Raw genomic sequence first — 24,997 nt, forward strand, 5'->3', positions numbered from 1 at the left:
GCCGCGTCACGGGTGGTCCGGCGGCGGGACGATGCCCGCCTCGTGGGCGACGACGGCGGCCGCGGCCCGGTTGTCGACGCCCAGCCGGGACAGGACCGAGCTGACGTGGGCCTTCACCGTGCCCTCCACGACGTGCAGCCGGCGGGCGATCTGGCCGTTGGACAGGCCCGTGGCGACCAGGGACAGCACGTCCCGCTCGCGCGGGGTGAGCGCCGCGACCCGTTCGCGGGCGGTGCCGCGCCGCGCGGCCCGGTCGCCGGCGCCGGTGGAGGCGAGGTACGCGACCACGCGCGCGGCGACCTTCGGTGACAGGTAGGCGGCGCCGTCCGCCACCGCGCGGACGCCCGCGATCAGTTCCTCGGGGTCGCCCGACTTGACCAGGAACCCGGCGGCGCCGCCGCCGAGCGCCTGGAGGATGTAGTCGTCCTCCCCGAAGGTCGTCAGGACCACCACCCCGGTGGCGGGCGCCGCGCGGCGGATCTCGGCCGCCGCGCGGATGCCGTCCAGGCCGGGCATGCGGATGTCGAGGACGGCCACGTCGGGCCGGTGGCGGAGGGCCAGTTCGACGGCGCCGTGGCCGTCGCCCGCCTCCGCGACGACCTCGATGCCGGGGTCGGTGGCCAGGACGGCACGGACGCCCGCGCGGACCATCGGCTCGTCGTCGGCGATCAGCGTCCGGATCATCGCGCGCCGCCGTTCACGGGGTGACCACGTCGCGGGACCACAGGGCGCCGTCGCGGAAGCAGAGCCGGTAGGCGTCGCCCGACCGGTCGTCGAAGCGGTCGGCCGTGACGGCGTAGTACTCGCACGTGATGCCCTCTCCCTCCGGTTCCGGTGCCGTCGGCCGGCTGACCAGCTGACGTTCCGGCAGCAGCCGCGCCACCTCCGCCCGATCCTGCCCGATCCTCAACCGGGCGTAGGCGCCGGGATCGAGGACGGCCCGGGGCGCCGTGGCCGCCTCCCAGCCGACGAGGGCGGCGGTGAGGGCCGCGCCGGTCGCCACCGGGACCACCGCGAGGGCCACGAGGGCCCGTCCGGCGCGGCGGCGGGCGCGCCGGTGCTCCTGCGGGAGCGGGGCGCGGGCGGGCGCGGCCCGGTCGGCGGCGAGCTCCGGCGCGCGGACCGGGGCGGTGTGCGGGAGGACGGCGGTGACCGCGAAGCCGCCGTCGCGCGGGCCGTACCGGAGGGTGCCGCCCGCGAGCCGTACGCGCTCGTCGAGGCCGATGAGGCCCCGCCCGCCGCCGGAGGGCGCGCCGGGCCGGGCGCGGGGCGCCGGGCCGTTCTCCACCCGTACCTCTGTGCGGCCGTCGCCGTGGACCAGGCGGACCGTGGCGGTGGCGCCCGGGGCGTGCTTGGCGACGTTGGTGAGCGCCTCCTGGGCGACGCGGTGGGCCGCCCGCGCCACGACCGGCGGCAGGCCCTCCCCCGCCGTGCCGTCCCCCGCGGCCGGCGCGGCGCCCTCGACGTCCAGTTCCACGGCGAGCCCCGAGGCGGCCGCCGCGCCGACCAGCCGGGCCAGCCCCGCGTCCGGGGAGCCGTCCGGCGACGGCTCCGGCCCGGCGCCCTCCTCCCGCAGCAGGCCGACGACCTCCCCGAGCCGTTCCACCGCGGCGCCCGCCCGGACGCGGATGTCCCGGGCGGTGGCGCGGTGCTCGCCGGCGAGGCCGGGGGCGAGCTGGAGGGCCCCGGCGGACAGGGCGATCAGGCTCAGGTCGTGGCCGAGCAGGTCGTGCATGTCCTGGGCGATGCGGGCCCGTTCGCGCAGCCGGGCCTGCTCGGCGACGAGCCGCTGCTCGCGCTCCAGGTGGGCGGCGCGCTCCCAGCCGGCGCGGACCAGTTCCCGGTACTGCCACCAGAACCGGCCCGCGAACCACGGCAGCATGCCGCCGGCCACCACCACGCCCACGAGGGTGGTGGCGTGCGCGAACCAGGACGGCACCAGCAGGACCGCCAGGGTCCCCGTCACCAGGAGGGCGCCCAGCGCGAGGGCGCCCGGCCACGTCCCGCCCGGCCGGCGGCCGGCCAGGAAGGCGGCCGCCGCCGTCGGCAGCACCCACCAGTCGCTCCGCACGCTCAGCCCCGCCCCGAGGGCCGCCGCCACCGGCAGCGCGCCCGTCGCCCAGGCCGGGAGGTCCCTTCCCGCTGTGCTCTCCATGGGGCGACCGTACGCAGGGCACGGGCCGTCAGGACACTGCCGAAAGTCCACCTTCCGGCAGCCAGTCGCGGTCCGCGTCGTACTCCAGCCAGCGCCGGGCACGGCCGGTGCGGTCGAAGGCGTCGAGCAGCGGCCGCAGCCCGGGCGTCCCCTCCGGGCCGCCGGGCCACAGCAGCGACCAGGCGTAGAGCGGGGTCGGGTCGGTGAGCGGGACGAACCGCAGGCCCTCCGGGAAGGCGGTGTCGGGCACGGCGTCCGCCGGGAGGAGGGAGAAGCAGGCCGGGTCGTCGCGGATCGCGGTGAGGAACGGCGCGGGGCCCAGGTTGGGGCCGCCGGTGCGGTGCGCGATGCCGAAGCGGTCCGCGAACCGGGTCAGGAAGTCCAGGCGTCCGGGTTCGGCGGGGCAGCGCAGGGTGCTGTCCCGCAGGTCGGCGGGGCGCAGCCGGGTGGCGCCGGCGAGGGGGTGGGCGGCGCTGACGACCGCGTCGACCGGTTCGAGGCGGACCGGGCGGTGGGACAGGCCGGGGGTGGCCGGGCCGGGGGGCACGCGGCCGAGGCCGGCGTCCGCGTCGCCGCGCCGCAGGGCCTCGGCGACGGCGGCGTGGTCGCGTCCGGTGCCCGTCTCGACGGTGAGGCCCGGGGTGTCGGCGAGGACGTGCGCGAGGGCGCGCAGGGGGGCGTAGAGGTGGCCCCAGACGTCGACGCGGGGGTGCGGGCCCGGTGCGGCGAGGGCCGCGGCCGCGGCGGCCGTACCGGCTTCCAGCGCCTTCCCGGCCGGTCCCAGGAACCGCTCGCCGGCGGGGGTGAGCCGGACGCCGTGGCCGTCGCCGCGTTCCAGGAGCCGCACGCCGAGGCGGGCCTCCAGGCGGGCGACGCGCTTCGACAGGGCCTGCTGCGTGATGCCGAGTTCCCCGGCGGCCCGCCCGAAGTGCCGCAGACCGGCGGCGGTGGTGAACGCGCGCACCTGTGCGAGGTCCAGGTCCATGCGGCTCACCCTAGGCGACAACCGCGGGTTGTCGGGCGGGTGGTGGCGGTTGTTGGACGCGCGCGGCCGGTACCGGATGGGGTGGGGGCATGTACTTCCTCGACCAGCCCGACGTCATGGCCCCGTTCGTGACGGGCAACCGCTCCCGCGCGTTCGGCGCGGGCCTGGACCCGTTCGCGTACGCGCGCGTGACCGGCGGCCTGCGCTCGCTGTACGACTGGCCCGCGGCGTTCCGCGCGGTGGGCGACCGGCTGGTCGCGGCGGCGGAGGAGGACGCGGCCGGGGGGCGGGCCGTCTCGGCGGGCGAGGCGCTGCGCGGCGCGGCCCGCTGGCTGCACTTCTCGACGCTGCTGCCGCACCCGGACGCGGACGCGGCGGCCGGGGCGGCGCGGGCGGCGGACGGGGCGATGCGCCGGGCGCTGGAGCTGACGGAGCCCTCGGCGGTACGGGTCGAGGGGGCGTCGTTCGCGGGCTGGCTGCGGCGGCCGGCGGGGGCCGGGCGGCCGGTGCCGGTGGTCGTGGTGGTGCCGGGCCTGGACTCCGCGAAGGAGGAGTTCCACGCCGTGGCCGACGCGCTGCTGGCACGCGGGGTGGCGGTCTGCTCCGTCGACGGGCCGGGCCAGGGCGTCCTGGCCGCCGCGCGGGCGCCGCGCGCGGACTACCAGCACGTGGTCGGCGAGGTGCTGGACGCGCTGGCGGGGCACCCCGGCGTGGACGCGTCGCGCGCCGGGGTGCTGGGGCTGAGCCTGGGCGGCTACTACGCGGCGGTGTCGGCGGCGCACGAGCCGCGGCTGCGCGCGGCGGTGGCGGTGAGCGGCCCGTACCGGCTGGCGTGGGAGGGGCTGCCGCTGTTCGTGACGGACACGCTCACGCGCCGCTGCGGGGGCGCGGAGGCGGCGCGGGACTTCGCCCGGCGGGTCGACCTGACCCGTACCGCGGCGGACATCGGGTGCCCGCTGCTGGTCGTGGAGGGCGGTACGGACGACATCCCGGGCGTCACCTCCGGGCAGGCGCTGGCCGAGGCGGCCCCGGACGCCACGCTGCTGTGCGTCCCGCACGGCGACCACCTGCTGGGCAACTGCCGGCCCGACTGGCTGCCGGCGACGGCGGACTGGCTGGCCACCCGGCTCGGTACGGGGGCGGCAGGGGCGTGACGGCCCGCCGGGCCCCGGCCGTCACGGGGGGCGGCGGGGGTCCGGCGGGCGGGACGGGCGCCGGGCCGGGCGGGCGGCGTCGGCAGGGCGGGGGCCGGGCCCGCGCGGAGGCGGGCAGCCGGTACGACGGGCGGTGGACCGGCAGGGCGACCAGCCGGCAGGGCGGTCGACCGGCACGGCGGGCGGTCAGCCGGCGCGGAGGAGCGGGCTGCCGTGGCGCAGCAGCCACTGGCGGTAGGCGGAGGTGCGCAGGGCGGCCTCGCGGTAGGCGGCGGCCAGTTCGGCGTAGGCGGCCTCGTACGGGGGCGCCGCGGGCCCGCCGGGGTCCGCGGGCCGGTGGTAGAGCAGGAGCCGCACGGCCAGCGGGTCGTCGCGCAGCGGCCGGATCGCCATGTCGTCGCGCGGGCCCGACGTGGGCTGGCAGGGGGCGACGGCCTCGCCGACGACGATGAGCGACGCGGCCGTGTGGTAGTCGGCGTGGAGCACCGGCGGGTCGATCCCGGCGGCGCCGAGGACCCGACGCAGCCCGTCCCACTCGCCGTCGACGGTCGGGTCGACCATCCACCGGTCCTCCGCCAGGTCGGCCAGGTCGACGACGGGCGCGGCGGCGGCCGGGTGGTCGCGGGCCATGGAGATGAACTGCGGTTCCCGGTCGACCAGGACGAGCCGCTCCAGGCCGTCGGGGACGCGCAGCGGGCAGCCCTCCACCTCGTGGACGAACGCCACGTCGAGCTGCCCGGCGGCGAGCGCGCGCAGCAGGGCGTTGGCGGACACGTCCATGTGCAGGGTGATGTCCGTGCCGGGCAGCCGCTGCCGCAGCCGGCGCAGCCAGCCCGCGAGGGCGCGGCTGGCGGTGGAGCCGATCCTGAACCGGGCGCCGTCCGTCCGGGCCGCGGCGGCGCGGGTCTCGCTGACGAGGAGCGCGAGCTGGGCGACGAGGGGGCGGGCGCGGCTGAGGACGTCCCGGCCGAGCGGGGTGGGCCGGCAGCCGGTGCGTTCGCGGGTGAACAACTCGGCGCCGAGGGCGTTCTCGATGCGCCGCAGCTGGGTCGTGAGCGAGGGCTGGCTCATCCCGAGGAGCCGGGCGGCCTTGTGCAGGCTGCCCGTGTCGGCGATGGCGCACAGCGCCCGCAGATGTCTCACCTCCAGCTCCATGCCCTGAGCGTAGGGCGGTCACCTCGCACCACACCAGACACCGTGAGCGCGGGAATTCCCTTCACGTCGAAGGGAGTTGCGAGGGGCGATGCGCTGGTGTTATCGCCCTCTGGCATCATCCGCGGGGCCTCGGGGCTCCCCGACACTCTGTCCAACCGAACGCGTCCCCCCAACCGTTCAGGACGAGTAGGAGCCCCCCATGAAGCACCGCAGAACCGCGCTGGCCGCCGCGCTGGGCCTCGCCGCCGCCCTCACCGCCGTGCCCGCCGCGACCACCGCCACCGCCGCCCCGGCGCCCGCCCCGGCGGCCGCCACCGCCGGGTACGCGGCGTACGCCGGTTCGGCGGAGGAGGCGCGGGCCAACCGGGCCTTCTTCGAGGCGGTCATGGAGTCGGTGGCGAGGAAGCGCGCCGCCGTCCCCGGCACCCAGGCCGTCACGGTCGTCTACTCGGCGGCCAACGCCCCGAGCTTCCGCACCCAGATAGCCCGCTCGACGCAGATCTGGAACAGCTCGGTCAGCAACGTGAAGCTCCAGGAGGGCAGCAGCCCGGACTTCCGGTACTACGAGGGGAACGACTCGCGCGGCTCGTACGCCAGCACCGACGGGCACGGCCGCGGCTACATCTTCCTCGACTACCGGCAGAACCAGACCTACGACTCCACCCGGGTCACCGCCCACGAGACCGGGCACGTCCTGGGCCTGCCGGACCACTACTCGGGCCCGTGCAGCGAGCTGATGTCCGGCGGCGGGCCCGGCCCGTCCTGCACCAACGCGATACCGAACACGCAGGAGCGCTCCCGCGTCGACTACCTGTGGCGGAACGGCCTGGCGGCGGCGCTCGCCCCGGCCTCCTGACGGCCCCGCCCCGCACGCACGACGGTGCCCCGCGGTGTCCCGCGGGGCACCGTCGCCGTGAGGCCGTCGCCGTGGCGCCGTCACCGTGGGACCGGCCCGGCGGCGCCGTGGCACCGCGCCGCCGCCCCTACGCCGCCTGGATCAGGTCGCGGGCGAAGCGCGTGCCGGGCGGGAGCTGCCGCAGGATGCGCCCGAGGGCCCGGTCGAAGCCGCCGCCCGTCACCCCCGACTCGTACGCCGCTCCGCCGCAGTGCAGGGTGAGTTGCAGGTCCACCCGCTCGGGCGAGCCGTCGGACAGCGCCTCGCCGATCGCCAACAGACAGCTGAGCGTGGCCTGTTGGGGGGCACCGTCGGTCACCACCGGCAGCGGCAGGTCCCATTCGAGCACGCAGCCCGCCAGCGGCAGCCCGCCGCTCTCCTCGGCCGCCCGCAGGTCGGCGAAGCCGCCGCCCGTGTAGTGCACCCCCCTGACGCGGGTGCTGACGCCCCGCCCGTCCGACGCGATGAGGATGGCCTCCGCCCCACGGCGGTCCCGGTACCAGCCGGTCCAGACCTCGGTCGACTCCGATGACTCCGATGACATGGCGCGGACTGTAGCGGTACGCCCGCCGCCGACGTGACGCCGGACACCCCCGGAGCCTGACTTCAGCCGGTCTCGGCGCTGTTGCCCGGCTCGTTCCCCGATCCGCCCCCACTCTCGTGCGGCGACCGGCCGAAGAGGTCGCACCGCGGGTTGTGGCACGGCCGGGGCTGCCAGGTGGGAACCCACGCGCCGAGCACCTTGCGTCGATGTATGGCCTTGCCGACAGGCTGCCCGCAGGAGGGGCACACCGGCTCGGCGGCCGGTGCCTCCCGCGGGCTGCGGACGGTTCGGCGTCCTTCGCTGCCCATGCCTCCAGGGTATTGCGGTTCGGCGGTTCCGGCCCTGCGGGCGACGGCGCCGCCGCAGGTCCGGACGCCCGCGGGGCGGAGCCGGTGACGGGGGAGGGGGCGCCGCCGAACAGCGGCGGCCCCGGGCCGCGGAGCCGCGGGCACGTCCTGATCACCGGCTCGCCGGCCCGGTCGGCCGGCTCCCCGGCGACACGGGCGCCGCCGCGCGGCCGGACGCCGAGCGGGTCCTCCTCCACCTTCGGGGCGCGGACGCGGGCGGCCGGGTCGCCGGCGCCGGTACGGACCGGAACGGGCAGCCGGTACGGGCAGCCGGTACGGACCGGAACGGGCAGCCGGTACGGGCCACCGCCGTCACCGGCGGCCACCCGTACCGGCCGGGGTCAGTGGTTCCGCCGGGTCACGAACTCGGCCAGCGCCAGCAGCTCCCCCGCCGCGTCGAGGTCCGGCACCGCGCACGACAGCCCGTGCACCGCCCGCGCCATCCGGTCCGCGGCCTCCGCCTGCGCCCAGTCCCGGCCGCCGGCCCGCTCGACGGCCCCGGCGGCGCGCGCCACGTCCTTCTCGTCCAGGTCCGGCCGCCCGTACAGCTCGGCCAGCTCCGCGGCCTCGGCCGTCCCGGAAGTGAGCGCGGCGACGACCGGCAGGGACTTCTTGTGGGCGGCCAGGTCCGCCCCGGCGGGCTTGCCGGTGCGCCGCGGGTCGCCCCAGATGCCGATGAGGTCGTCGACCAGCTGGAACGCCAGCCCGGCCTGCCGCCCGAACGCGTCCATCGCGGCGACCTCGGCCTCCCCCGCGCCCGCGTACAGCGCGCCCAGGGCGCAGGCGCAGCCGAGCAGCGCGCCCGTCTTGGACTCGGCCATGGCGAGGCACTCGCCGAGCGTCACGTCGCGGGGGTGGCGCTCCTCGAAGGCGCAGTCGGCCTGCTGCCCCGCGCACAGCTCGACCACGCACGCGCCGAGCCGGGCCGCGGCCGGCGCCGACGCCGGGTGTCGCTCCGCGGCCAGGACGGTCAGGGCGAGGGCCTGGAGGGCGTCGCCGGTGACGAGCGCGTCGGGCACGCCGAAGACCGTCCACGCGGTGGGCCGGCCCCGGCGGGTGCGGTCCTCGTCGACGATGTCGTCGTGGAGGAGGGTGAAGTTGTGCACCAGCTCCACCGCGGCGGCCGCCCGCACGGCGGCGCCCGGGTCGCCGCCCAGGGCGCGCGCCGAGGCGAGGACCAGGGCGGGGCGGACCGCCTTCCCGGCCCGGCCGGCGGCGGGCCTGCCGTCGGCGTGCTCCCACCCGAAGTGGTACATGGCCACGCGCCGCAGCGGGGCGGGCAGGGTGGCGAGGTCGGCGCGCAGCCGTGGGGTGACGACGGCGTGCGCGCGGTCGAGGAGCGCCACCGCGTCCCGGCCGGCGCCCTCGTGCCGCGTGCCGGTCCTGTCCGTGCCGGTCGTCGTCACGGTCTCCTCCTCCACTCGTGCGCGTACGTCTCGGGGCGGGGTGCGGGGGGCGCCCGCCAGGGGGCGCGCCCGCCCGCACCCGGTCCTCACCTCCAGCGACTGACCTCGACGTTCTCCAGGACGCCCAGGGCGTCCGGCACCAGGACCGCCGCGGAGTAGTAGGCCGTGACCAGGTACGAGATGATGGCCTGTTCGTCGATACCCATGAAACGCACCGACGTACTCGGCTCGATCTCGTCGGGGATGCCGGTCTGACGGAGGCCGACGACGCCCTGCTCCGACTCGCCGGTGCGCATGCAGATGACGGACGTGGTGCGCGCGTCGCTGATCGGGATCTTGTTGCAGGGGAAGATCGGCACGCCGCGCCAGGTGGGGATGCGGTGCCCGCCCACGTCGATGCTCTCCGGGACCAGGCCCCGCCTGTTGCACTCGCGGCCGAAGGCGGCGATGGCCTTCGGGTGGGCGAGGAACATCTTGCTGCCCCGCCGGCGGGAGAGCAGCTCGTCCATGTCGTCCGGGCTCGGCACGCCGTCGTGGGGCTGGAGCCGCTGGCCGTAGTCGCAGTTGGCGAGGAGGCCGAACTCGCGGTTGTTGACCAGTTCGTGCTCCTGGCGCTCGCGCAGCGCCTCGACCGTGAGCCGCAGCTGCTGCTCGGTCTGGTTCATCGGCTGGTTGTAGAGGTCCGCCACGCGCGTGTGGACCTTCAGCACGGTCTGGGCGACGCTCAGTTCGTACTCGCGCGGGGCCGGGTCGTAGTCGACGTAGGTGTGCGGGAGGACCGGCTCGCCCCGGTGCCCGGAGGAGAGGTCGATCGCCTTCTCGCCGTACCGGTTGGTCCGCTGCCGCGGGATCGCGGCCACGCCGGCCAGGTGCGCGGCGAGGGACCCGGCGCGCTCGGCGAGGTTGAGGACGTCGGTGCGGGTCAGCACCAGCACCACGCAGGCGGTGGCGGCGCGGTGGGTGTGCTCCCAGGTGGCCCCTCCGTCGAGGAGGGACACGTCGCCGAAGTACCCGCCGTCCGCGAGGACGTCGACGACGGCCTCGTCGCCGTACGGGCCGGCGCCGACCTTCTCGACCCGGCCGTGCGCCAGCAGGAACACCCGGTCCGCGGGGGCGCCGGCCTCGGTGATCACGTCACCGGAGGCGTACACGCGCTGGGAGCACCGCTGGGCCAGCTCGGTGAGCGCCGCCTCGTCGTCGTACCCGCGCAGGGCGGGCAGCTCGCCCAGTTCGGCGGGGATCACCTCGACCCTCTCGCCGGTCTGCACGAACGTGACGCGCCCGTCGCCCACGGCGTACGTGAACCGCCGGTTCACCCGGTACGTGCCGCCCTGGACCTGCACCCACGGCAGCATCCGCAGGAGCCACCGGGAGGTGATCTCCTGCATCTGGGGCGCCGACTTGGTGGTGGTCGCCAGGTTCCGCGCCGCGGCGGTGCCGAGGCTCTGCTGCGGGGCCTGTTCGGCCCCGGCGCCGTCGCCAACCGAACCGACCGAACCAACCGACATGGAATGTCCCTCTCGATGATCTCCGATGACCTGCCGGCGAAGCCTTTCAGCGCGCGGCGTGACGGCGCCATTACACGAACGAGTGGGACTGGGCCGGTGCGGGACGGGGCAGCGGGGCCCGGTTTTCGATTCCCGCCCCGTCCCGCCCGCCGGGTGGGGCCCGGCCGCCCCCCGGACCGGTCCGTACGCCGCGCGAGGCCGCACAATGGGCGGGTGACCTTCCGCGATCCCGCCGCCGCCCTGGAGCCGCGGCTGCCCTCGCCGCTGCGGCCGGCCGACGACGACCGGTTCGCCCGGCGCGGCCTGCGGCTGCTGCTGAAGCGGGACGACCTGATCCACCCGGACCTGGTGGGCAACAAATGGCGGAAGCTGGCGCCGAACCTGGCCGCGGCGGCCGGGCGGCCGGTGCTGACGTTCGGCGGGGCGTACTCCCACCACCTGCGGGCGACCGCGGCGGCGGGGCGGCTGCTGGGCTTCCCGACCGTCGGCGTGGTCCGCGGCGACGAGCTGGCCGGGCGGCCGCTGAACCCGTCGCTGGAGCGGTGCGCGGCGGACGGGATGCGCCTGGTGTTCGTCGACCGGGCGACGTACCGGGCGAAGGGCGACCCGGAGGTGGTGGCGCGGCTGCTGCGGGACGCGCCGGAGGGCACGGTGGTCGTCCCGGAGGGCGGCAGCAACGCGGCGGCGGTGCGCGGCTGCGCGGGGCTGGGCCGGGAGCTGCGGGGCCGGGCGGACGTGGTGGCGGTGGCGTGCGGCACGGGCGGGACGCTGGCCGGGCTGGCGGCGGGCCTGGCGCCGGGGCAGCGTGCCCTGGGCGTGCCGGTGCTGAAGGGCGGCTTCCTGGGCGGGGAGGTGCGGGCGCTGCAGAGCGCGGCGTTCGGCGGGCCGGCCGGCGAGTGGAGCCTGGACGACCGGTTCCACTTCGGCGGGTACGGGCGGACGGGTCCCGGGCTGGAGGCGTTCGCGGAGGACTTCGAGACGCGCCACGGACTTGCGGTGGAGCGGCTTTATGTCGCCAAAATGCTGTACGCGCTGGTCGCCCTGGCCGAGGAGGGCGCCTTCGCACCTGGTACGACGGTCGCCGCGGTGGTGACCGGCCGGCCGGATCCGGACAGGGGGTGGCGGGCCTGAGACGGGGACGGTTCGACCGCTCGGCGCCTGGGTACGTCAATCCTCCGCCGGATCCGCAGGATTGGGTGCCGCAGACCCCTAGCCACTGTACGTGCCCATATGTTTACTATGAGTGACGACCGTTGGTCCGGGATCCCCGGCGACACGGCGGCATGGATCGCGATAGCGTCACCGCGACTACGCATTCCTGCGTACCGCATGGTTCCGGGGAGATCGCACTCCTCCCGGTCCCCGAACGAGTTTGTGCCACCTTGGAGGTGAGGGTGTCCCAGATCGCAGGCGAGCCCGGGACCCAGGACTTCGTGGAAGTCCGGCTGCCCGCTGCGGGTGCCTATCTGTCCGTGCTGCGTACGGCCACGGCCGGCCTGGCGGCGCGTTTGGACTTCACCCTCGACGAGATCGAGGACCTGCGCATCGCGGTCGACGAGGCGTGCGCGATCCTGCTCCAGCAGGCCGTGGCCGGCTCGGTCCTCAGCTGCGTGTTCCGGCTGATCGACGACTCGCTGGAGGTCACGGTGTCGGCGCCCACGACCGACGGCCGCGCGCCCGAGCGCGACACGTTCGCCTGGACGGTGCTGTCCGCCCTGGCGGGCAAGGTGGACTCGTCGGTCGCGGACGACCGTACGGTCTCGATCAGCCTGTACAAACAGCGCGGCGCGGGACCCGGGCCGGCGTGATGGACGGGGGCGGTCCGGTGCGGAACGAGGAGCGCGGCCCGGGGGCCGCGGACGCGGCCGAGGGCATCGCGAGCATCCCGGAGCAGCAGGCGCGGCCGCACCCGGTGGACGGTTCGGTGGACGGCCCGGTGGAGGCGCCGGCGCGGGCGGAACGGGCGGCGCGGATGAGCGAGAACGAGCGGCAGAACCGGAACCAGCAGCACGATCCGCAGGACCGGAGCGGCGCGCGGGCGATGTTCGTCGAGCTGCGCGGTCTGCCGGACGGCTCGCCGGAGCGGGCCGAGCTGCGCAACCGGCTGGTGCGGATGCACCTGCCCCTCGTCGAGCACCTCGCGCGCCGGTTCCGGAACCGCGGCGAGCCGCTGGACGACCTGACGCAGGTCGCGACGATCGGCCTGATCAAGTCCGTGGACCGGTTCGACCCGGAGCGGGGCGTCGAGTTCTCGACGTACGCGACGCCGACGGTCGTGGGCGAGATCAAGCGGCACTTCCGCGACAAGGGCTGGGCGGTGCGGGTGCCGCGGCGCCTGCAGGAGCTGCGGCTGTCGCTCACGACGGCGACCGCGGAGCTGTCCCAGCTGCACGGACGGTCACCGACCGTGCACGAGCTGGCGGAGAAGCTCGGGATCTCCGAGGAGGAGGTCCTGGAGGGCCTGGAGTCGGCGAACGCGTACTCGACGCTGTCGCTGGACGTGCCCGACACGGACGACGAGTCGCCCGCGGTCGCGGACACCCTGGGCGCGGAGGACGAGGCGCTGGAGGGCGTCGAGTACCGGGAGTCGCTCAAGCCGCTGCTGGAGGACCTCCCGCCGCGGGAGAAGCGGATCCTGCTGCTGCGGTTCTTCGGGAACATGACGCAGTCGCAGATCGCGCAGGAGGTGGGCATCTCCCAGATGCACGTCTCTCGGCTGCTGGCCCGCACCCTGGCCCAGCTCCGGGAGAAGCTCCTGGTGGAGGAGTGACCCCGCGCCGCCGCCGGCGGGCCGGGGCCCTGGCGGGGTGACCCGGTGGCCCGTCAGGGGGTGCGGCCGGTGATGCCCAGGGCCCGGGTGGTGGTCGGGTGGACCAGGAGGACCAGCGCGGTCACCGCCGCCACCGCCAGCACGATCCCGGCCGGGATCGCCGCGCCCACGCCCGTCAGGAGCGTGTAGGCCACCGGCAGCGCCAGGATCTGCGTGATGATCGCCGGCCCCCGGCTCCAGCTGCGGCACAGCAGCAGGCCCCGCGCCGCCAGCAGCGGGATGAGGCCGAGCGCGATGAGCGTCGCGCCGCCGGTGAGGGCCTGGGTGAAGCCGTCGGGGGTGCCGGTCAGGGTGTTCACCAGGACGTAGACGCCCCCGGCGAGGAGGGCGAGCGCCTCCAGTCCGGCCACCGCCGCGGCGGCCGTCACCCGGGCGGGGCGCGAGGCGGGGGCGGGGTTCTGTTCGCTGCTGCTCACCCCAGCAGGGTAGCCGCCCGCCCCCGACCCCCCTGGGCGCGGTACCGCACGGTAGGTAACCTGGCGGGCATGCGCGCACTCCTCGTGGTCAACCCGGCAGCCACCACCACGAGTGCCCGCACCCGTGACGTGCTGATCCACGCACTCGCCAGCGAGATGAAGCTGGACGCCGTGACGACGGAGTACCGGGGCCACGCCCGGGACCTCGCCCGGCGGGCCGCCGACGCCGGGGACGTCGACCTGGTCGTCGCGCTCGGCGGGGACGGCACGGTCAACGAGGTCGTCAACGGCCTGCTGCACCGCGGCCCCGACCCGGACCGGCTGCCGCGCCTGGCGGTGGTGCCCGGTGGGTCCACGAACGTGTTCGCCCGCGCGCTCGGCCTGCCGAACGACGCGGTCGAGGCGACCGGCGCGATCCTCGACGCCCTGCGCGAGCGGCGGAGCCGGACGATCGGGCTGGGCCTGGCGGCCGGCACCCCGGGCACGGAGGACGAGGCGGTGCCGGCCCGCTGGTTCACGTTCTGCGCGGGCCTCGGCTTCGACGCGGGCGTGATCGGCCGCGTCGAGCAGCAGCGGGAGCGCGGCAAGCGGTCGACGCACGCGCTGTACCTGCGGCAGGTCGTCCGCCAGCTGCTGGTGGACCCGCACCGGCGGCACGGCACGATCACGCTGGAGCGGCCGGGCCGGGACCCGGTCGAGGACCTGGTGCTGTCGATAATCTGCAACACGTCCCCCTGGACGTACCTGGGGAGCAAACCGGTGTACGCGTCGCCGGAGGCGTCCTTCGACAAGGCCCTCGACGTGCTGGGGCTGAACCGGCTCTCGGGACCCGCCGTCGCCCGGTACGGGACGCAGCTGCTGACGTCCAGCCCGGAGCGCGGCCCGCGGGGCAGGCACGCGGTCTCCCTGCACGACCAGACGGACTTCACCTTGCATTCGAAGGTGCCGCTGCCGTTCCAGATGGACGGTGACCACCTGGGGCTCCGTACGAGCGTGACGTTCACAGGCGTTCGCCGTGCACTGGGTGTGATTGTGTGAGTAGAAGGGCCCTTGGCCCTTTATCTCGAACGCTTGGGCTGGGGTCCACCCTATAGAAGTACGGCTGTGACCTAGCCGACACCGAGGAATCAAAAAAAACTTTCCGGAAGGGGTTGTATCCGCCGCCGAGGTTTGCGAGTCTCTACGTGGCGATCGGGACGGCCCGCAACACCGGCCTCCAGTGAAAGCCAGAACCCCTCCTCAAACCAGGACCACACCAGTTCGGCTGGCCGTCGGCCCTTCCCTTGCGGGGGGATTCGTGAAAGCGTTCACATTCACAAGCAACTTGCATGCAACACCAAGGAGAGGTAGCAGCCATGGACTGGCGTCACAACGCCGTTTGTCGTGAGGAAGACCCCGAGCTGTTCTTCCCCATCGGCAACACCGGTCCTGCGCTGCTGCAGATCGAGGAAGCCAAGGCCGTCTGCCGTCGCTGCCCCGTCATGGAGCAGTGCCTGCAGTGGGCGCTCGAGTCCGGCCAGGACTCCGGCGTCTGGGGTGGCCTCAGCGAGGACGAGCGCCGCGCGATGAAGCGCCGCGCCGCCCGTAACCGGGCGCGCAACGCCAGCGCCTGAGCACCGCCACCGCGCCTCCCGAGTAGCAGCGCGCAGCAGTAACCCACAGCATTCGAGCCCCGGACCGTACGGATACGGTCCGGGGCTCGCTGCCGTCCGCACCCGCGTCCCGCGCGGCGCGCGCCGGGCGCGGCGGCTACCTCTGCGCGCGGACCGGGACGTCGAGCACCACGCGCGTCCCCCGGTCGGGCGCCGGGCGCATGTCGAAGGTGCCGCCCAACTCGCCCTCCACCAGCGTTCGCACGATCTGCAGTCCGAGGTTGCCGGCGCGCTGCGGGTCGAAGCCCTCCGGCAGGCCGCGGCCGTCGTCCTGGACGGTGATCAGCAGCCGGGCGTCGCGCCCGTCGCCGCGGACCGCCGTGACCTCGACCGTGCCCTGCTCGGCCGGGGCGAAGGCGTGCTCCAGGGCGTTCTGCAGGATCTCGGTGAGCACCATCGACAGGGGGGTGGCCACCTCGGCGTCCAGGATGCCGAAGCGCCCGTTGCGCCGGCAGACCACCTTGCCCGGGGAGATCTCCGCCACCATCGAGATCACCCGGTCCGCGATGTCGTCGAACTCGACGCGCTCGTCGAGGTTCTGCGACAGGGTCTCGTGGACGATGGCGATGGAGCCGACCCGGCGCACCGCCTCGTTCAGCGCCTCCCGCCCCTGATCGGAGTCCATCCGGCGGGCCTGGAGGCGCAGCAGCGCGGCGACCGTCTGGAGGTTGTTCTTCACCCGGTGGTGGATCTCCCGGATGGTGGCGTCCTTGGTGATCAACTCGCGTTCGCGGCGGCGCAGTTCCGTCACGTCGCGGAGCAGGACGAGCGAACCGATCCGGGTGCCCTTCGGCTTGAGGGGGATGGCGCGGAGCTGGATGACGCCGCTGTTGCCCTCGACCTCCGTCTCGCGCGGGGCGTAGCCGCTGGCCAGTTTGACGAGCGCCTCGTCGACGGGTCCGCGGGAGGGCGCCAGTTCGGCGGTGATCTGGCCGAGGTGCTGGCCGACCAGGTCGGCGGCCAGGCCGAGGCGGTGGTACGCGGAGAGCGCGTTCGGCGAGGCGTACTGGACGACGCCGTCCGCGTCGAGCCGGATCAGCCCGTCGCCGGCGCGCGGCGAGGCGTCCATGTCGACCTGCTGCTCGGGGAAGGGGAAGGCCCCGGCGGCGATCATCTGGGCCAGGTCGGAGGCGGACTGGAGGTAGGTGAGCTCCAGCCGGGAGGGGGTGCGGACCGTGAGCAGGTTGGTGTTGCGGGCGATCACACCGAGGACGCGGCCCTCGCGCCGCACGGGGATCGACTCGACCCGTACCGGCACCTCCTCGCGCCACTCCGGGTCGCCCTCGCGCACGATGCGGCCCTCGTCGAGGGCGGCGTCGAGCAGCGGCCGGCGGCCGCGGGGGACGAGGTGGCCCACCATGTCGTCCTGGTAGGAGGTGGGCCCGGTGTTGGGGCGCATCTGCGCGACGGAGACGTAGCGGGTGCCGTCGCGGGTGGGGACCCACAGCACGAGGTCGGCGAAGGAGAGGTCGGAGAGCAGTTGCCACTCCGAGACCAGCAGGTGGAGCCACTCGAGGTCGGACTCGCCGAGGGCGGTGTGCTGGCGGACGAGGTCGTTCATGGACGGCACCCTGCGAGCGTACCCGTGTGGTTGAACCTGGTGCTTTGCCGGTCCGTGGTGGAGGATGGACCGGTACAGCACCTTCCGCCGACGGATGGACAGACGGAATTGGTCTAGTCCACAATGGGTGGTAAGGCTTCCGCCCTCCCCGCACAGGAGGGCGGACCGAGGCTCCGGCGCTCTCTGCCCTGACTGCGCCGAGGCCTCACCCGCGGCCGCGGGACCGCACACCCTCGGCCGTTGCAACTCCGGGCTGCGGTGCCGGACGGGTTGAGGGTCCCGTCGCGGCGCCGCGGCCCGCGGGTGCTCCTGGGGCCCCGTGGCCCTCAGCGGGTCTCCGTCACCTTCGCCAGGGCCCTCGGTGCGTCCGGGTCCTGCCCGCGGGCGATCGTCACCTCGTACGCGAGGAGCTGGAGCGGCAGGATCTCCAGGATCGGCTGGAGCTCCTCCGGAAGGCCGTCCACCGGCAGGACGAACCCGGCCGACGCCGCCTCCACCTGGGCCCTCGGCCCCACGACGAACAGGTCCGCGCCCCGGCCGCGCAGCCGGTCCAGCACCGGCTGGAGCGCCTCCCCGCCGCGTCCCCCGGTCACCACGGCGATGACGGGCGAGACGTTGTCGACCATGGCCAGCGGACCGTGCAGCAGGTCGGCGCCGGAGTAGGAGAGCGCCGGGATGTAGCTGGTCTCCATCAGCTTCAGGGCGGCCTCCTTGGCCGTCGGGTAGCCGTACCCGCGCGAGGTGATCACCATCCGCTCGGCGAACCGGTAGCGGGCGGCCAGGGCGCGCACCTCGTCCTGGCGGGCCAGGATCCGCGCCGCCAGGTCGGGCAGGGCCCGCGCCGCCGAGCCGTCGCCGCCGGCCAGGCCCTCCACGAAAAGGTAGAGGGCGAGCAGCGACGCCGTGTACGTCTTCGTGGCGGGGAGCGCCTTCTCGGGGCCGGCGAGGACGTCGACGTGGTACTCGGACACGGCCGCGAGCGGGGAGTCCGGGTTGTTCGTCACCGCCAGCGTGATCGCCCCCGCCTCCCGCGCCGCCCGCGTGGAGGCCACCAGGTCGGGCGAGCCGCCGGACTGGCTGACGGTGATCACCAGGACGTCGGCCAGCCTCGGCTTCGCCCCGTACGCGGTGGTCGTCGACATGGAGGTGAGCCCGCAGGGCAGGCCGAGGCGGATCTCCAGGAGGTACTTGGCGTACAGCGCGGCGTTGTCGGAGGTGCCGCGCGCGGTCAGCAGGACGAAGCGCGGCCCGCGCGCGGCGACGGCCTGCGCGACCGCGCGGATGTCGGGTGCGCCCCGCTCCAGGATGCGGCGCAGCACGGCGGGCTGCTCCGCCATCTCCCCCGCCATGATCCGTCCGGGCTCGTCGCTCATGACTCCCAGTCGACCAGGGATCACGGGGGTCCGCCAGCGGTGCCCGCCCCTCCGGCGCGGGCCGTCCACGGAGCGGATCGGGCCATGGGGCAGCGGGCCCGTTCTGCTAGATTGGTCTATACCACCTTGCGTGTGACTCCCTTTCCCCCTCCTCCCAGATCGGCAGGCCCAGCGTGGAAGTTGTCATCGTCCAGGACGCCAAGGCAGGCGGCGAACTCATCGCGGAGGCGATCGCGACCCTCCTGCGCCGCAAGCCCGACGCCCTGCTCGGCGTGGCCACCGGCTCGACGCCGCTGCCCGTCTACGACGCCCTGACCGCCAAGGTCCGCTCCGGCGCGGTGGACGTCTCGCGCGCCCGGGTCGCCCAGCTCGACGAGTACGTCGGGCTGCCCGCCGGGCACCCCGAGTCGTACCGCTCCACGGTGCTGCGCCAGGTCGTGGAGCCGCTGGGCCTGGGCCCGGACTCCTTCCTGGGCCCGGACGGCACCGCCGAGGACGTGCAGGCGGCGTGCGAGGCGTACGACAGGGCGCTCGCCGAGGCGGGCGGCGTGGACCTCCAGATACTCGGCATCGGCACGGACGGGCACATCGGCTTCAACGAGCCCTGCTCGTCGCTCGCCTCCCGCACCCGCATCAAGACGCTCACCGAGCAGACCCGGATCGACAACGCCCGGTTCTTCGAAGGCGACATCGACCAGGTGCCCCACCATGTCATCACGCAGGGCATCGGCACCATCCTGGAGGCCCGCCACCTGGTCCTCCTGGCCACCGGCGAGGGGAAGGCCGAGGCGGTCGCGCAGACCGTCGAGGGCCCGGTCGCCGCGCTCGTCCCGGCGTCCGCGCTGCAACTGCACCCGCACGCGACGGTCGTCGTCGACGAGGCCGCCGCCTCCAAGCTGAAGCTCGCCGGATACTTCCGCCACACCTACGCCAACAAGCCCTCCTGGCAGGGCCTGTAGACCGCCGCGGAACCCCGCGGCACACGACGGAGGGGCCGGACACCCGCGGGTGTCCGGCCCCTCCGTCGTGTGCGCTACACCCCGGCGACGGCCTCCGCCGCCGCGATCCCGCAGACCCGCGCCGCGCCGTGCGTCGCGATGTGCAGGGCCCCGCGCGGCGGAGCCTGGTTCAGGCCCATCTCCACCACGACCGTGTCGGGGCGGGCGGCGAGCAGCCCGTCCAGCGCCTCCCTCATCCAGGCGTGACGGTGCGCGTCGCGCACGACGGCCACGATCCGGCGCTCCCCCGCCGCCCGCAGCACGTCCTCGGCGGCGGTGTCCGGGCCGTACGTCCCGGTCCGCGTCCCCGGCAGCAGCCGCTCCAGTTCGGCGCCGACGCCCCACGGCGTCTCGTCGCCCACGGCGATGTTGGCGACGGGCGCGAAGGACGCCACGTACGGCGCCGACCGCGGCGGCGCGTACGGCGCCTCCCCCAGCGTCACACGCAGCGCGCGGCGTGCCGCCACCAGACCGATGTCGGTGCCGGGCGCGGTCCCCTCCTGCACCGCCGCGCCCGGCTCCGAGCCAGCCCCCCTGGCCCGGTGCGCCTGGGTCCAGGACGCGAGGGCGCGCACCCGCGCCGCCGCGTCGGCCAGTCGCTCCTCGGGCAGTCCACCGGTTCGTACCGCCTCCACCAGCGCGTCGCGCAGGCCCAGGACGGTCTCCTCGTCCGCCAGGCCGCCGCCGACGCAGATGGCGTCGGCGCCCGCCGCGATCGCGAGGACGGAGCCGCGCTCGATGCCGTACGTCGACGCGATGGCCTGCATCTCCATGCCATCGGTGACGATCAGCCCCTCGTAGCCCAGCTCCCGGCGCAGCAGTCCGGTGAGGATCCGCGGGCTCAGGGTGGCGGGGCGGTCGGGGTCGAGCGCGGGAAGCAGGATATGCGCGCTCATCACCGATTTGGAACCCGCCGCGATGGCCGCGCGGAAAGGTGCCAGCTCACGGGCGTGCAGTGTGTCCGGATCCACATCGATGCGGGGGGTCGCGAGGTGGGAGTCCACACTCGTGTCGCCGTGCCCGGGGAAGTGCTTGGTGCAGGCGGCGACACCGGCGGACTGCATGCCCTCGACGTACGCCACGGTGTGCCGGGAGACGAGCTGCGGGTCGGCGCCGAAGGACCGCACGCCGATGACCGGGTTGTCCGGGTCGGAGTTGACGTCGGCGGACGGCGCCCAGTTGAAGTCCACCCCGCAGGCGGCCAGGCGGCGGCCCAGCTCGTGGGCGACGGCGCGGGTCAGGTCGGGGTCGTCGACGACGCCGAGCGCCAGGTTGCCGGGGAAGGAGGAACCGGTGCGGACCTCCAGGCGGGTGACGTCGCCGCCCTCCTCGTCGATGGCGACGAGGACGTCGTCGCGCTCGGCGCGCAGCCGCGCGGTGAGCGCGGTCAGCTGCTCGGGGGTGGTGATGTTGCGGCCGAACAGGCCGACCGAGGAGAGCCCTTCGCCGATGCGGCGCAGCAGCCAGTCCGGCGGGGTGGTGCCCACGAAGCCGGGCTGGAGGACGGTGAGGGCGTCGCGGGTCAGCGTGTCGGAGGTGCCGCGTACGACTGTGGTCATGGGACCGGTCATCCCTTCACTGCGCCGGCCGTGAGGCCCGCGGCCATCTTGCGCTGGACGAGGAGGAAGAGGATCACGATCGGGACGGCCATCATGGTGGAGCCCGCCATCATCGGGGCGTACTCGGTGCCGTTCTTCGTGATGAAGTTGCCGAGCCAGACGGTGGCCGTCTGGTTCTGCTGGCTCATCAGCATCAGCGCGTACAGGTACTCGTTCCAGGCCTGGATGAAGCCGTAGACGGACGTGGCGACCATGCCCGGGGCGAGCAGCGGGAAGACGACGCGGACGAAGGCGCCGGTGCGGGTGCAGCCGTCGACCATGGCCGCCTCCTCCAGCTCCTTGGGGATGTTCACGATGAAGCCGCGCAGGGTCCAGACGGTGAACGGCAGGACGAAGGTCAGGTACGTGATGATCAGGCCGGTGAGCTTGTCGTACTGGCCCAGGTCGTTGAGGAGCAGGAAGACCGGGATGATCATGGCGACGAGCGGGACCATCTGGACGGCGAGGATGCCGACGATGACGATCTTGCGACCGCGGAAGGCGAACCGCGAGATGGCGAGCGCCGCGAGCATGCCGACCGCGATGCCGATGACGACGACGACCAGGGAGACGACGAAGCTGCGGCCGACGGGACCCCAGAAGTCCGCGATCTGCAGGGCGCGCTCGAAGTTCTCCAGCGTGAAGGTGGAGGGGAAGAAGTGCGGGTCGGGGTCGATCGCGTCCTTGGCCGGCTTGAAGGCCGTGTTCACCATCCAGTAGACGGGGAAGCCGAGGACGGTGAAGACGAGGAGTCCCAGCAGGTTCCAGCCGAGCTTCGCGGGGCGCCGGCGGCGGGTGGCGACCTGGGGGGCCTTGGCGGCGGGGGCCGTCGGGATCACGGGGTTGGCCGGGGCGGCCGTGGCGTTGGCGCTCACTCCACCTCTCCGATCTTGAGCATCTGACGCATGTAGACGGCGACCGCGCCGAGCAGCAGGAAGACCGTGACGAGGGCGATGGCCGAGCCGGTGCCGTAGTCGTTGACGACGAACGCCTTGTCGAACGAGTAGGTGGTGAGCACCTGGAACTCGGGCTCGGGGTGGCCGTTGCGCATCACGTAGACCTGCGGGAAGACGCCCATGTCCCAGATGACGGAGAGGGTCGTCAGCATGACGATGATGGGCTTGAGGATCGGCAGGGTGACGTAGCGGAAGACGCCCCAGGCGCCGGCGCCGTCGAGGCGGGCGGCCTCCTCCAGCTCCTTGGGGACCTGGGTGAGGCCCGCGCTGAGCGTGATGACGACGAAGGGCACGGCGCCCCAGACGACCAGCAGCATGATCACGGCGAGGCCCTGGGGGCCGCTGGCGAACCAGTTGTGGCCGATCATGTCGACGCCGGGCAGCTTGTCGATGAGCCAGTTGAGGACACCGTAGTCCGCGTCGAACAGCCACTTGAAGATGGCGGTGGCGACGATGATGGGCATGCCCCAGCTGGCCACCAGGACGATGCTGACGAGCGCCTTCACCCAGGGCGAGACCCGCTGGAGCAGCAGCGCGATCAGCATGCCGAGGACCATGGTGAGGATGACGGCGCCGCCGGCGAAGATCACCGTGCGCACGACGACGGCCCAGAACTCGCCGTCGCCGAGGATCCTGGTGAAGTTCTCCAGGCCGACGTTCTCGGCCTCCTGGAAGCCCCACAGCTGGGGCTGGCCGAACTTCTGGAAGGAGAGGGCGACCAGGCGCACCAGCGGATAGCCGAGCACCAGCACCAGGACGGTGAGGCAGGGCGCGAGGAGAAGCCACGGCACTCCGGCCCCGGGGCCCGTGCCGCCCCTGGTCCGCTTGTCGTCCGGCTTCCCGGCGGTGGGTCCGGCGCTCGGGCCGGGCGGTGGCGCGTGGCGCACCGCCGGCGCCTTCGCGGTGGTTGTCTCAGCGGCACTCATCCCGTGCTCCTCAGCGATCCCTCTCGTGATACGGGCGGCGGGGCCCCGTCGTGCGACGGGGCCCCGCCCACAGGTCACTTGTTGTTGATGACCTTGTCGATCGCGGCGTCCGCGTCCTTCGCGGCGGCCTCGACCGGCTTCTTGCCGTTGGCGATCTCGATGAGCATCGTCTTGAGGATCTGGCTCTTCTCGACCTGGCCCCAGCCGGGCGCGGTCGGGACGAACCAGCTGGACTCGGCGGCGGTGGCCGGGACGGCGGTCTTCGGGTCGTTCTTCAGCGGGGCGAGGTCGGCCTTGTTGTTGGGCAGGTTGCCCTTGGCGGCGAGGCCCTTCTGGCCCTGGGCGCCGGTGAAGACGGCGATCCACTCGGCCGCGACGTCCTGGGACGTGGACTTGACCGGGATGGCCAGGTCGGAGCCGCCGAGGAAGACGGGGAGGTTCTTGCCGGACGGGCCGGGCATGACGAAGTCCGCGAGCTTGTCCTTCAGTCCGCCGACCTTGTCGTTCTTCGGGTCGGCGGCGGTGGCGCCCTCCCAGCCGGCACCGAAGATGGTGGCGGCGTTGCCCTGGCCGAAGACGACGGGGCGGTCGGACTCGTCCTTCGTCTTGTCGCCGTGCATGTACTTGTCGAGGACGCTCTTGTACGCGGTGAGGCCCTTGACCGACTCCGGCGAGGAGAGGTTCGCCTTCCAGGAGTCGCCCTCCTGCTTGGCGATGGAGCCGCCGGCCTCGTAGACGAAGGCCATCGCGCCGTACCAGTCGGGCGAAGGCTGGTACCAGGCGCTGAACTTGTCGCCCTTCTTGGCCTGGATCTTGTCCAGGGCCGCGGTCAGCTCCGCCCAGGTCTTCGGGGTGGACGTGACGCCGACCTCGGCGGCGATGTCCTTGCGCCAGGTGCCCACGCGGCCGCCGGCGTAGTAGGGGACGCCGTAGGTCTTGCCGTTGTAGGTGACGGACGCCTTGAGCGCGTCCAGCCACTTGTCCGAGTTGTCGAACTTCTTCGGGTCGACCTCGGCGAAGGCGCCCTTCGCCATGTAGCCGATCATCTCGGAGTTGCCCATCTCGACCACGTCGGGGGCCTTGTCCGTGGCCAGGACGGCGTCGAGCTTGGTGTTCTTGTCGGGCCAGCCGTAGTACTCGTGCTTGATCTTGATGCCCGGGTACTTCTTGACGATCGCGTCGTCGGCGGCCTTGACCAGCTCGGGCCAGTTGTTCTGCGCGTCGACGGTCAGCCAGACGGTGAGCTCCTTGGCCCCGCCCGCCTTGCCGCCGCCGTTGTCCGAACCGCCGCACGCGGTGATGCCGACCATCATGCCCGCGACGCCGATCGCCGCGATGAGCTTGCGCTTCACGCCACCCTCCTCAGGGATGCCTGCAACCCCGCCCACCGCGAAGACATACGTACGACGAACGACGATCATTGCTCGTGGGGCTGGGACCTGATCTTTAATGGTTTAGACCAGTAACCCGGAGCTTGGCCTAGACCTTTGGGGGTGTCAAGGGTGTATAAGAGGGGCTGTTGCGTCCGTTATCGGACCGACACCTGAGGAAGGGCGACGACCCGTGACCGGTCCGTGCCACCATGTGAGCCGCGACAGACGGAGGAGCCGGTGACGGCAGCAGTACAGGAGTCGGAGAGGCAGGCCATGGCCCCGGACAGCGGCGGTACGGAGACCGCGGGCGGACTCCCGTCCGAGAACGGGACGGCGACCCGCACGGCTCGCGTGCCGAAGTACTACCGGCTCAAGCGGCACTTGCTGGAGATGACCGAGACGCTGCCCCCCGGCACGCCCGTACCGCCGGAGCGCACCCTCGCCGCCGAGTTCGACACCTCCCGCACCACCGTGCGCCAGGCCCTCCAGGAGCTGGTCGTCGAGGGCCGCCTGGAGCGGATCCAGGGCAAGGGCACCTTCGTGGCGAAGCCCAAGGTCTCCCAGGCGCTCCAGCTCACCTCGTACACCGAGGACATGCGCGCCCAGGGCCTGGAGCCGACCTCCCAGCTGCTGGACATCGGGTACGTCACCGCCGACGACACCCTCGCGGGGCTGCTCGACATAGAGCCCGGCGGGCGCGTCCTGCGCATCGAGCGGCTCCGCCTCGCCAGCGGGGAGCCGATGGCCATCGAGACGACGCACCTGTCGGCCAAGCGCTTCCCGGCGCTGCGCCGCTCCCTGGTGAAGTACACCTCCCTCTACACGGCGCTCTCCGAGGTGTACGACGTGCGGCTGGCCCAGGCCGAGGAGACCATCGAGACCTCCCTGGCCACCCCCCGCGAGGCGGGGCTGCTCGGCACCGACGTGGGCCTGCCCATGCTGCTGCTCTCCCGCCACTCGATCGACGAGAACGGCGCCCCCGTGGAGTGGGTCCGGTCGGTGTACCGGGGCGACCGCTACAAGTTCGTGGCGCGCCTGAAGCGGCCCGCCTCCGAGTAGCGGACCCGTCCCCGCGCGGACGTACGGCGGCCGCGCCCGGCACCCGGGCGCGGCCGCCCCGTCGTCCGCGGCGCCCCCGCCGCCGCCCGCCGCCGCGGGAGACGGG

24 protein-coding genes are annotated in these 24,997 nt (G+C 74.2%); 9 read left to right on the forward strand and 15 right to left on the reverse strand.

Annotated elements, in window-relative coordinates; translation table 11 throughout:
• Positions 1–6: 6 nt before the first annotated feature.
• The 3 genes from IE106_RS00900 to IE106_RS00910 are packed head-to-tail and all read right to left on the reverse strand — an operon-like array spanning position 7 to position 3,140.
• A complete protein-coding gene (locus IE106_RS00900) occupies positions 7–684 on the reverse strand; it encodes a response regulator (protein ID WP_189529283.1) in 678 nt (225 codons plus the stop codon).
• Positions 685–697: 13 nt separating this feature from the next.
• Positions 698–2,155 (reverse strand): sensor histidine kinase, encoded by a 1,458-nt coding sequence (locus IE106_RS00905; RefSeq protein WP_189529284.1) that lies wholly within the window; start codon positions 2,153–2,155, stop codon positions 698–700.
• Between the two features lie 28 nt (positions 2,156–2,183).
• Complete coding sequence (locus IE106_RS00910; protein WP_189529285.1) at positions 2,184–3,140, reverse strand: LysR family transcriptional regulator; 957 nt, start codon at positions 3,138–3,140, stop codon at positions 2,184–2,186.
• 89 nt (positions 3,141–3,229) lie between these two features.
• On the opposite strand from IE106_RS00910, the gene IE106_RS00915 reads away from it, so the two are divergent.
• Positions 3,230–4,294, forward strand: a complete 1,065-nt coding sequence (locus tag IE106_RS00915) for an alpha/beta hydrolase family protein (protein ID WP_229839909.1) — start codon at positions 3,230–3,232, stop codon at positions 4,292–4,294.
• A gap of 186 nt (positions 4,295–4,480) precedes the next feature.
• On the opposite strand, the gene IE106_RS00920 is transcribed toward IE106_RS00915, so the two are convergent.
• Entirely contained in the window at positions 4,481–5,449 is a 969-nt protein-coding gene (locus IE106_RS00920; protein ID WP_189529286.1) for a LysR family transcriptional regulator, read from the reverse strand.
• A gap of 199 nt (positions 5,450–5,648) precedes the next feature.
• Here IE106_RS00920 and snpA point away from each other — a divergent pair, with 199 nt between their 5' ends.
• Positions 5,649–6,305 (forward strand): snapalysin, encoded by a 657-nt coding sequence (snpA, locus tag IE106_RS00925; RefSeq protein WP_189529287.1) that lies wholly within the window; start codon positions 5,649–5,651, stop codon positions 6,303–6,305.
• Positions 6,306–6,432: 127 nt separating this feature from the next.
• Here the strand turns inward: snpA and IE106_RS00930 are convergent, their stop codons facing one another.
• From IE106_RS00930 to IE106_RS00945, 4 genes are all read right to left on the reverse strand, one after another.
• On the reverse strand, positions 6,433–6,888 hold the full coding sequence (locus IE106_RS00930; RefSeq protein WP_189529288.1) for a DUF6304 family protein: 456 nt from the start codon (positions 6,886–6,888) through the stop codon (positions 6,433–6,435).
• A 62-nt stretch (positions 6,889–6,950) separates the two neighbouring features.
• Complete coding sequence (locus tag IE106_RS00935; RefSeq protein ID WP_189529289.1) at positions 6,951–7,196, reverse strand: hypothetical protein; 246 nt, start codon at positions 7,194–7,196, stop codon at positions 6,951–6,953.
• Between the two features lie 380 nt (positions 7,197–7,576).
• On the reverse strand, positions 7,577–8,641 hold the full coding sequence (locus IE106_RS00940) for a family 2 encapsulin nanocompartment cargo protein polyprenyl transferase (RefSeq protein WP_189529290.1): 1,065 nt from the start codon (positions 8,639–8,641) through the stop codon (positions 7,577–7,579).
• An 86-nt stretch (positions 8,642–8,727) separates the two neighbouring features.
• The gene (locus IE106_RS00945) at positions 8,728–10,149 is read right to left on the reverse strand and encodes a family 2B encapsulin nanocompartment shell protein (RefSeq protein ID WP_189529291.1); all 1,422 of its coding nucleotides are present in this window, start codon (positions 10,147–10,149) and stop codon (positions 8,728–8,730) included.
• A gap of 213 nt (positions 10,150–10,362) precedes the next feature.
• On the opposite strand from IE106_RS00945, the gene IE106_RS00950 reads away from it, so the two are divergent.
• The 3 genes from IE106_RS00950 to IE106_RS00960 all read left to right on the forward strand — a co-directional run bounded on the left by IE106_RS00950 (position 10,363) and on the right by IE106_RS00960 (position 12,919).
• Complete coding sequence (locus IE106_RS00950; RefSeq protein WP_189529292.1) at positions 10,363–11,280, forward strand: 1-aminocyclopropane-1-carboxylate deaminase/D-cysteine desulfhydrase; 918 nt, start codon at positions 10,363–10,365, stop codon at positions 11,278–11,280.
• A gap of 263 nt (positions 11,281–11,543) precedes the next feature.
• Positions 11,544–11,957, forward strand: a complete 414-nt coding sequence (locus IE106_RS00955; protein ID WP_028963827.1) for an ATP-binding protein — start codon at positions 11,544–11,546, stop codon at positions 11,955–11,957.
• Entirely contained in the window at positions 11,957–12,919 is a 963-nt protein-coding gene (locus IE106_RS00960) for an RNA polymerase sigma factor SigF (protein ID WP_373295896.1), read from the forward strand. Before IE106_RS00955 ends, IE106_RS00960 begins: the two co-directional genes overlap by 1 nt.
• 53 nt (positions 12,920–12,972) lie before the next feature.
• Here the strand turns inward: IE106_RS00960 and IE106_RS00965 are convergent, their stop codons facing one another.
• On the reverse strand, positions 12,973–13,395 hold the full coding sequence (locus tag IE106_RS00965) for a hypothetical protein (RefSeq protein WP_189529294.1): 423 nt from the start codon (positions 13,393–13,395) through the stop codon (positions 12,973–12,975).
• A 69-nt stretch (positions 13,396–13,464) separates the two neighbouring features.
• Here IE106_RS00965 and IE106_RS00970 point away from each other — a divergent pair, with 69 nt between their 5' ends.
• Positions 13,465–14,433, forward strand: coding sequence for a diacylglycerol/lipid kinase family protein (locus IE106_RS00970; protein WP_189529295.1), 969 nt, complete (start codon positions 13,465–13,467; stop codon positions 14,431–14,433).
• Between the two features lie 317 nt (positions 14,434–14,750).
• The gene (locus tag IE106_RS00975; RefSeq protein ID WP_003953983.1) at positions 14,751–15,008 is read left to right on the forward strand and encodes a WhiB family transcriptional regulator; all 258 of its coding nucleotides are present in this window, start codon (positions 14,751–14,753) and stop codon (positions 15,006–15,008) included.
• Positions 15,009–15,144: 136 nt separating this feature from the next.
• On the opposite strand, the gene IE106_RS00980 is transcribed toward IE106_RS00975, so the two are convergent.
• Together IE106_RS00980 and IE106_RS00985 are read right to left on the reverse strand one after the other, a co-directional pair.
• Entirely contained in the window at positions 15,145–16,608 is a 1,464-nt protein-coding gene (locus IE106_RS00980; RefSeq protein ID WP_189529296.1) for a sensor histidine kinase, read from the reverse strand.
• Positions 16,609–16,934: 326 nt separating this feature from the next.
• On the reverse strand, positions 16,935–17,981 hold the full coding sequence (locus IE106_RS00985; RefSeq protein WP_189529297.1) for an SIS domain-containing protein: 1,047 nt from the start codon (positions 17,979–17,981) through the stop codon (positions 16,935–16,937).
• Between the two features lie 173 nt (positions 17,982–18,154).
• Between IE106_RS00985 and nagB the strand changes: the two genes are divergently transcribed.
• A complete protein-coding gene (gene nagB / locus IE106_RS00990; protein WP_189529298.1) occupies positions 18,155–18,940 on the forward strand; it encodes a glucosamine-6-phosphate deaminase in 786 nt (261 codons plus the stop codon).
• Positions 18,941–19,014: 74 nt separating this feature from the next.
• Here nagB and IE106_RS00995 read toward each other — a convergent pair whose 3' ends face one another.
• The 4 genes from IE106_RS00995 to IE106_RS01010 all read right to left on the reverse strand — a co-directional run bounded on the left by IE106_RS00995 (position 19,015) and on the right by IE106_RS01010 (position 23,811).
• On the reverse strand, positions 19,015–20,538 hold the full coding sequence (locus IE106_RS00995; RefSeq protein WP_189529299.1) for a glycoside hydrolase family 3 protein: 1,524 nt from the start codon (positions 20,536–20,538) through the stop codon (positions 19,015–19,017).
• 8 nt (positions 20,539–20,546) lie between these two features.
• A complete protein-coding gene (locus IE106_RS01000; protein WP_189529905.1) occupies positions 20,547–21,413 on the reverse strand; it encodes a carbohydrate ABC transporter permease in 867 nt (288 codons plus the stop codon).
• Positions 21,414–21,448: 35 nt separating this feature from the next.
• Positions 21,449–22,459: a carbohydrate ABC transporter permease gene (locus IE106_RS01005; RefSeq protein ID WP_189529300.1), complete on the reverse strand. Its 1,011-nt coding sequence runs from the start codon at positions 22,457–22,459 to the stop codon at positions 21,449–21,451.
• Positions 22,460–22,533: 74 nt separating this feature from the next.
• Positions 22,534–23,811 carry an extracellular solute-binding protein gene (locus IE106_RS01010; protein WP_189529301.1) on the reverse strand — a complete coding sequence of 426 codons (1,278 nt, stop codon included), beginning with the start codon at positions 23,809–23,811 and terminating at the stop codon, positions 22,534–22,536.
• 294 nt (positions 23,812–24,105) lie between these two features.
• On the opposite strand from IE106_RS01010, the gene IE106_RS01015 reads away from it, so the two are divergent.
• On the forward strand, positions 24,106–24,891 hold the full coding sequence (locus IE106_RS01015; RefSeq protein WP_189529906.1) for a GntR family transcriptional regulator: 786 nt from the start codon (positions 24,106–24,108) through the stop codon (positions 24,889–24,891).
• Positions 24,892–24,997 lie beyond the last annotated feature (106 nt).

The organism is Streptomyces roseolilacinus, from assembly GCF_014649335.1.
GTDB classification, from domain to species: Bacteria; Actinomycetota; Actinomycetes; order Streptomycetales; family Streptomycetaceae; genus Streptomyces; species Streptomyces roseolilacinus.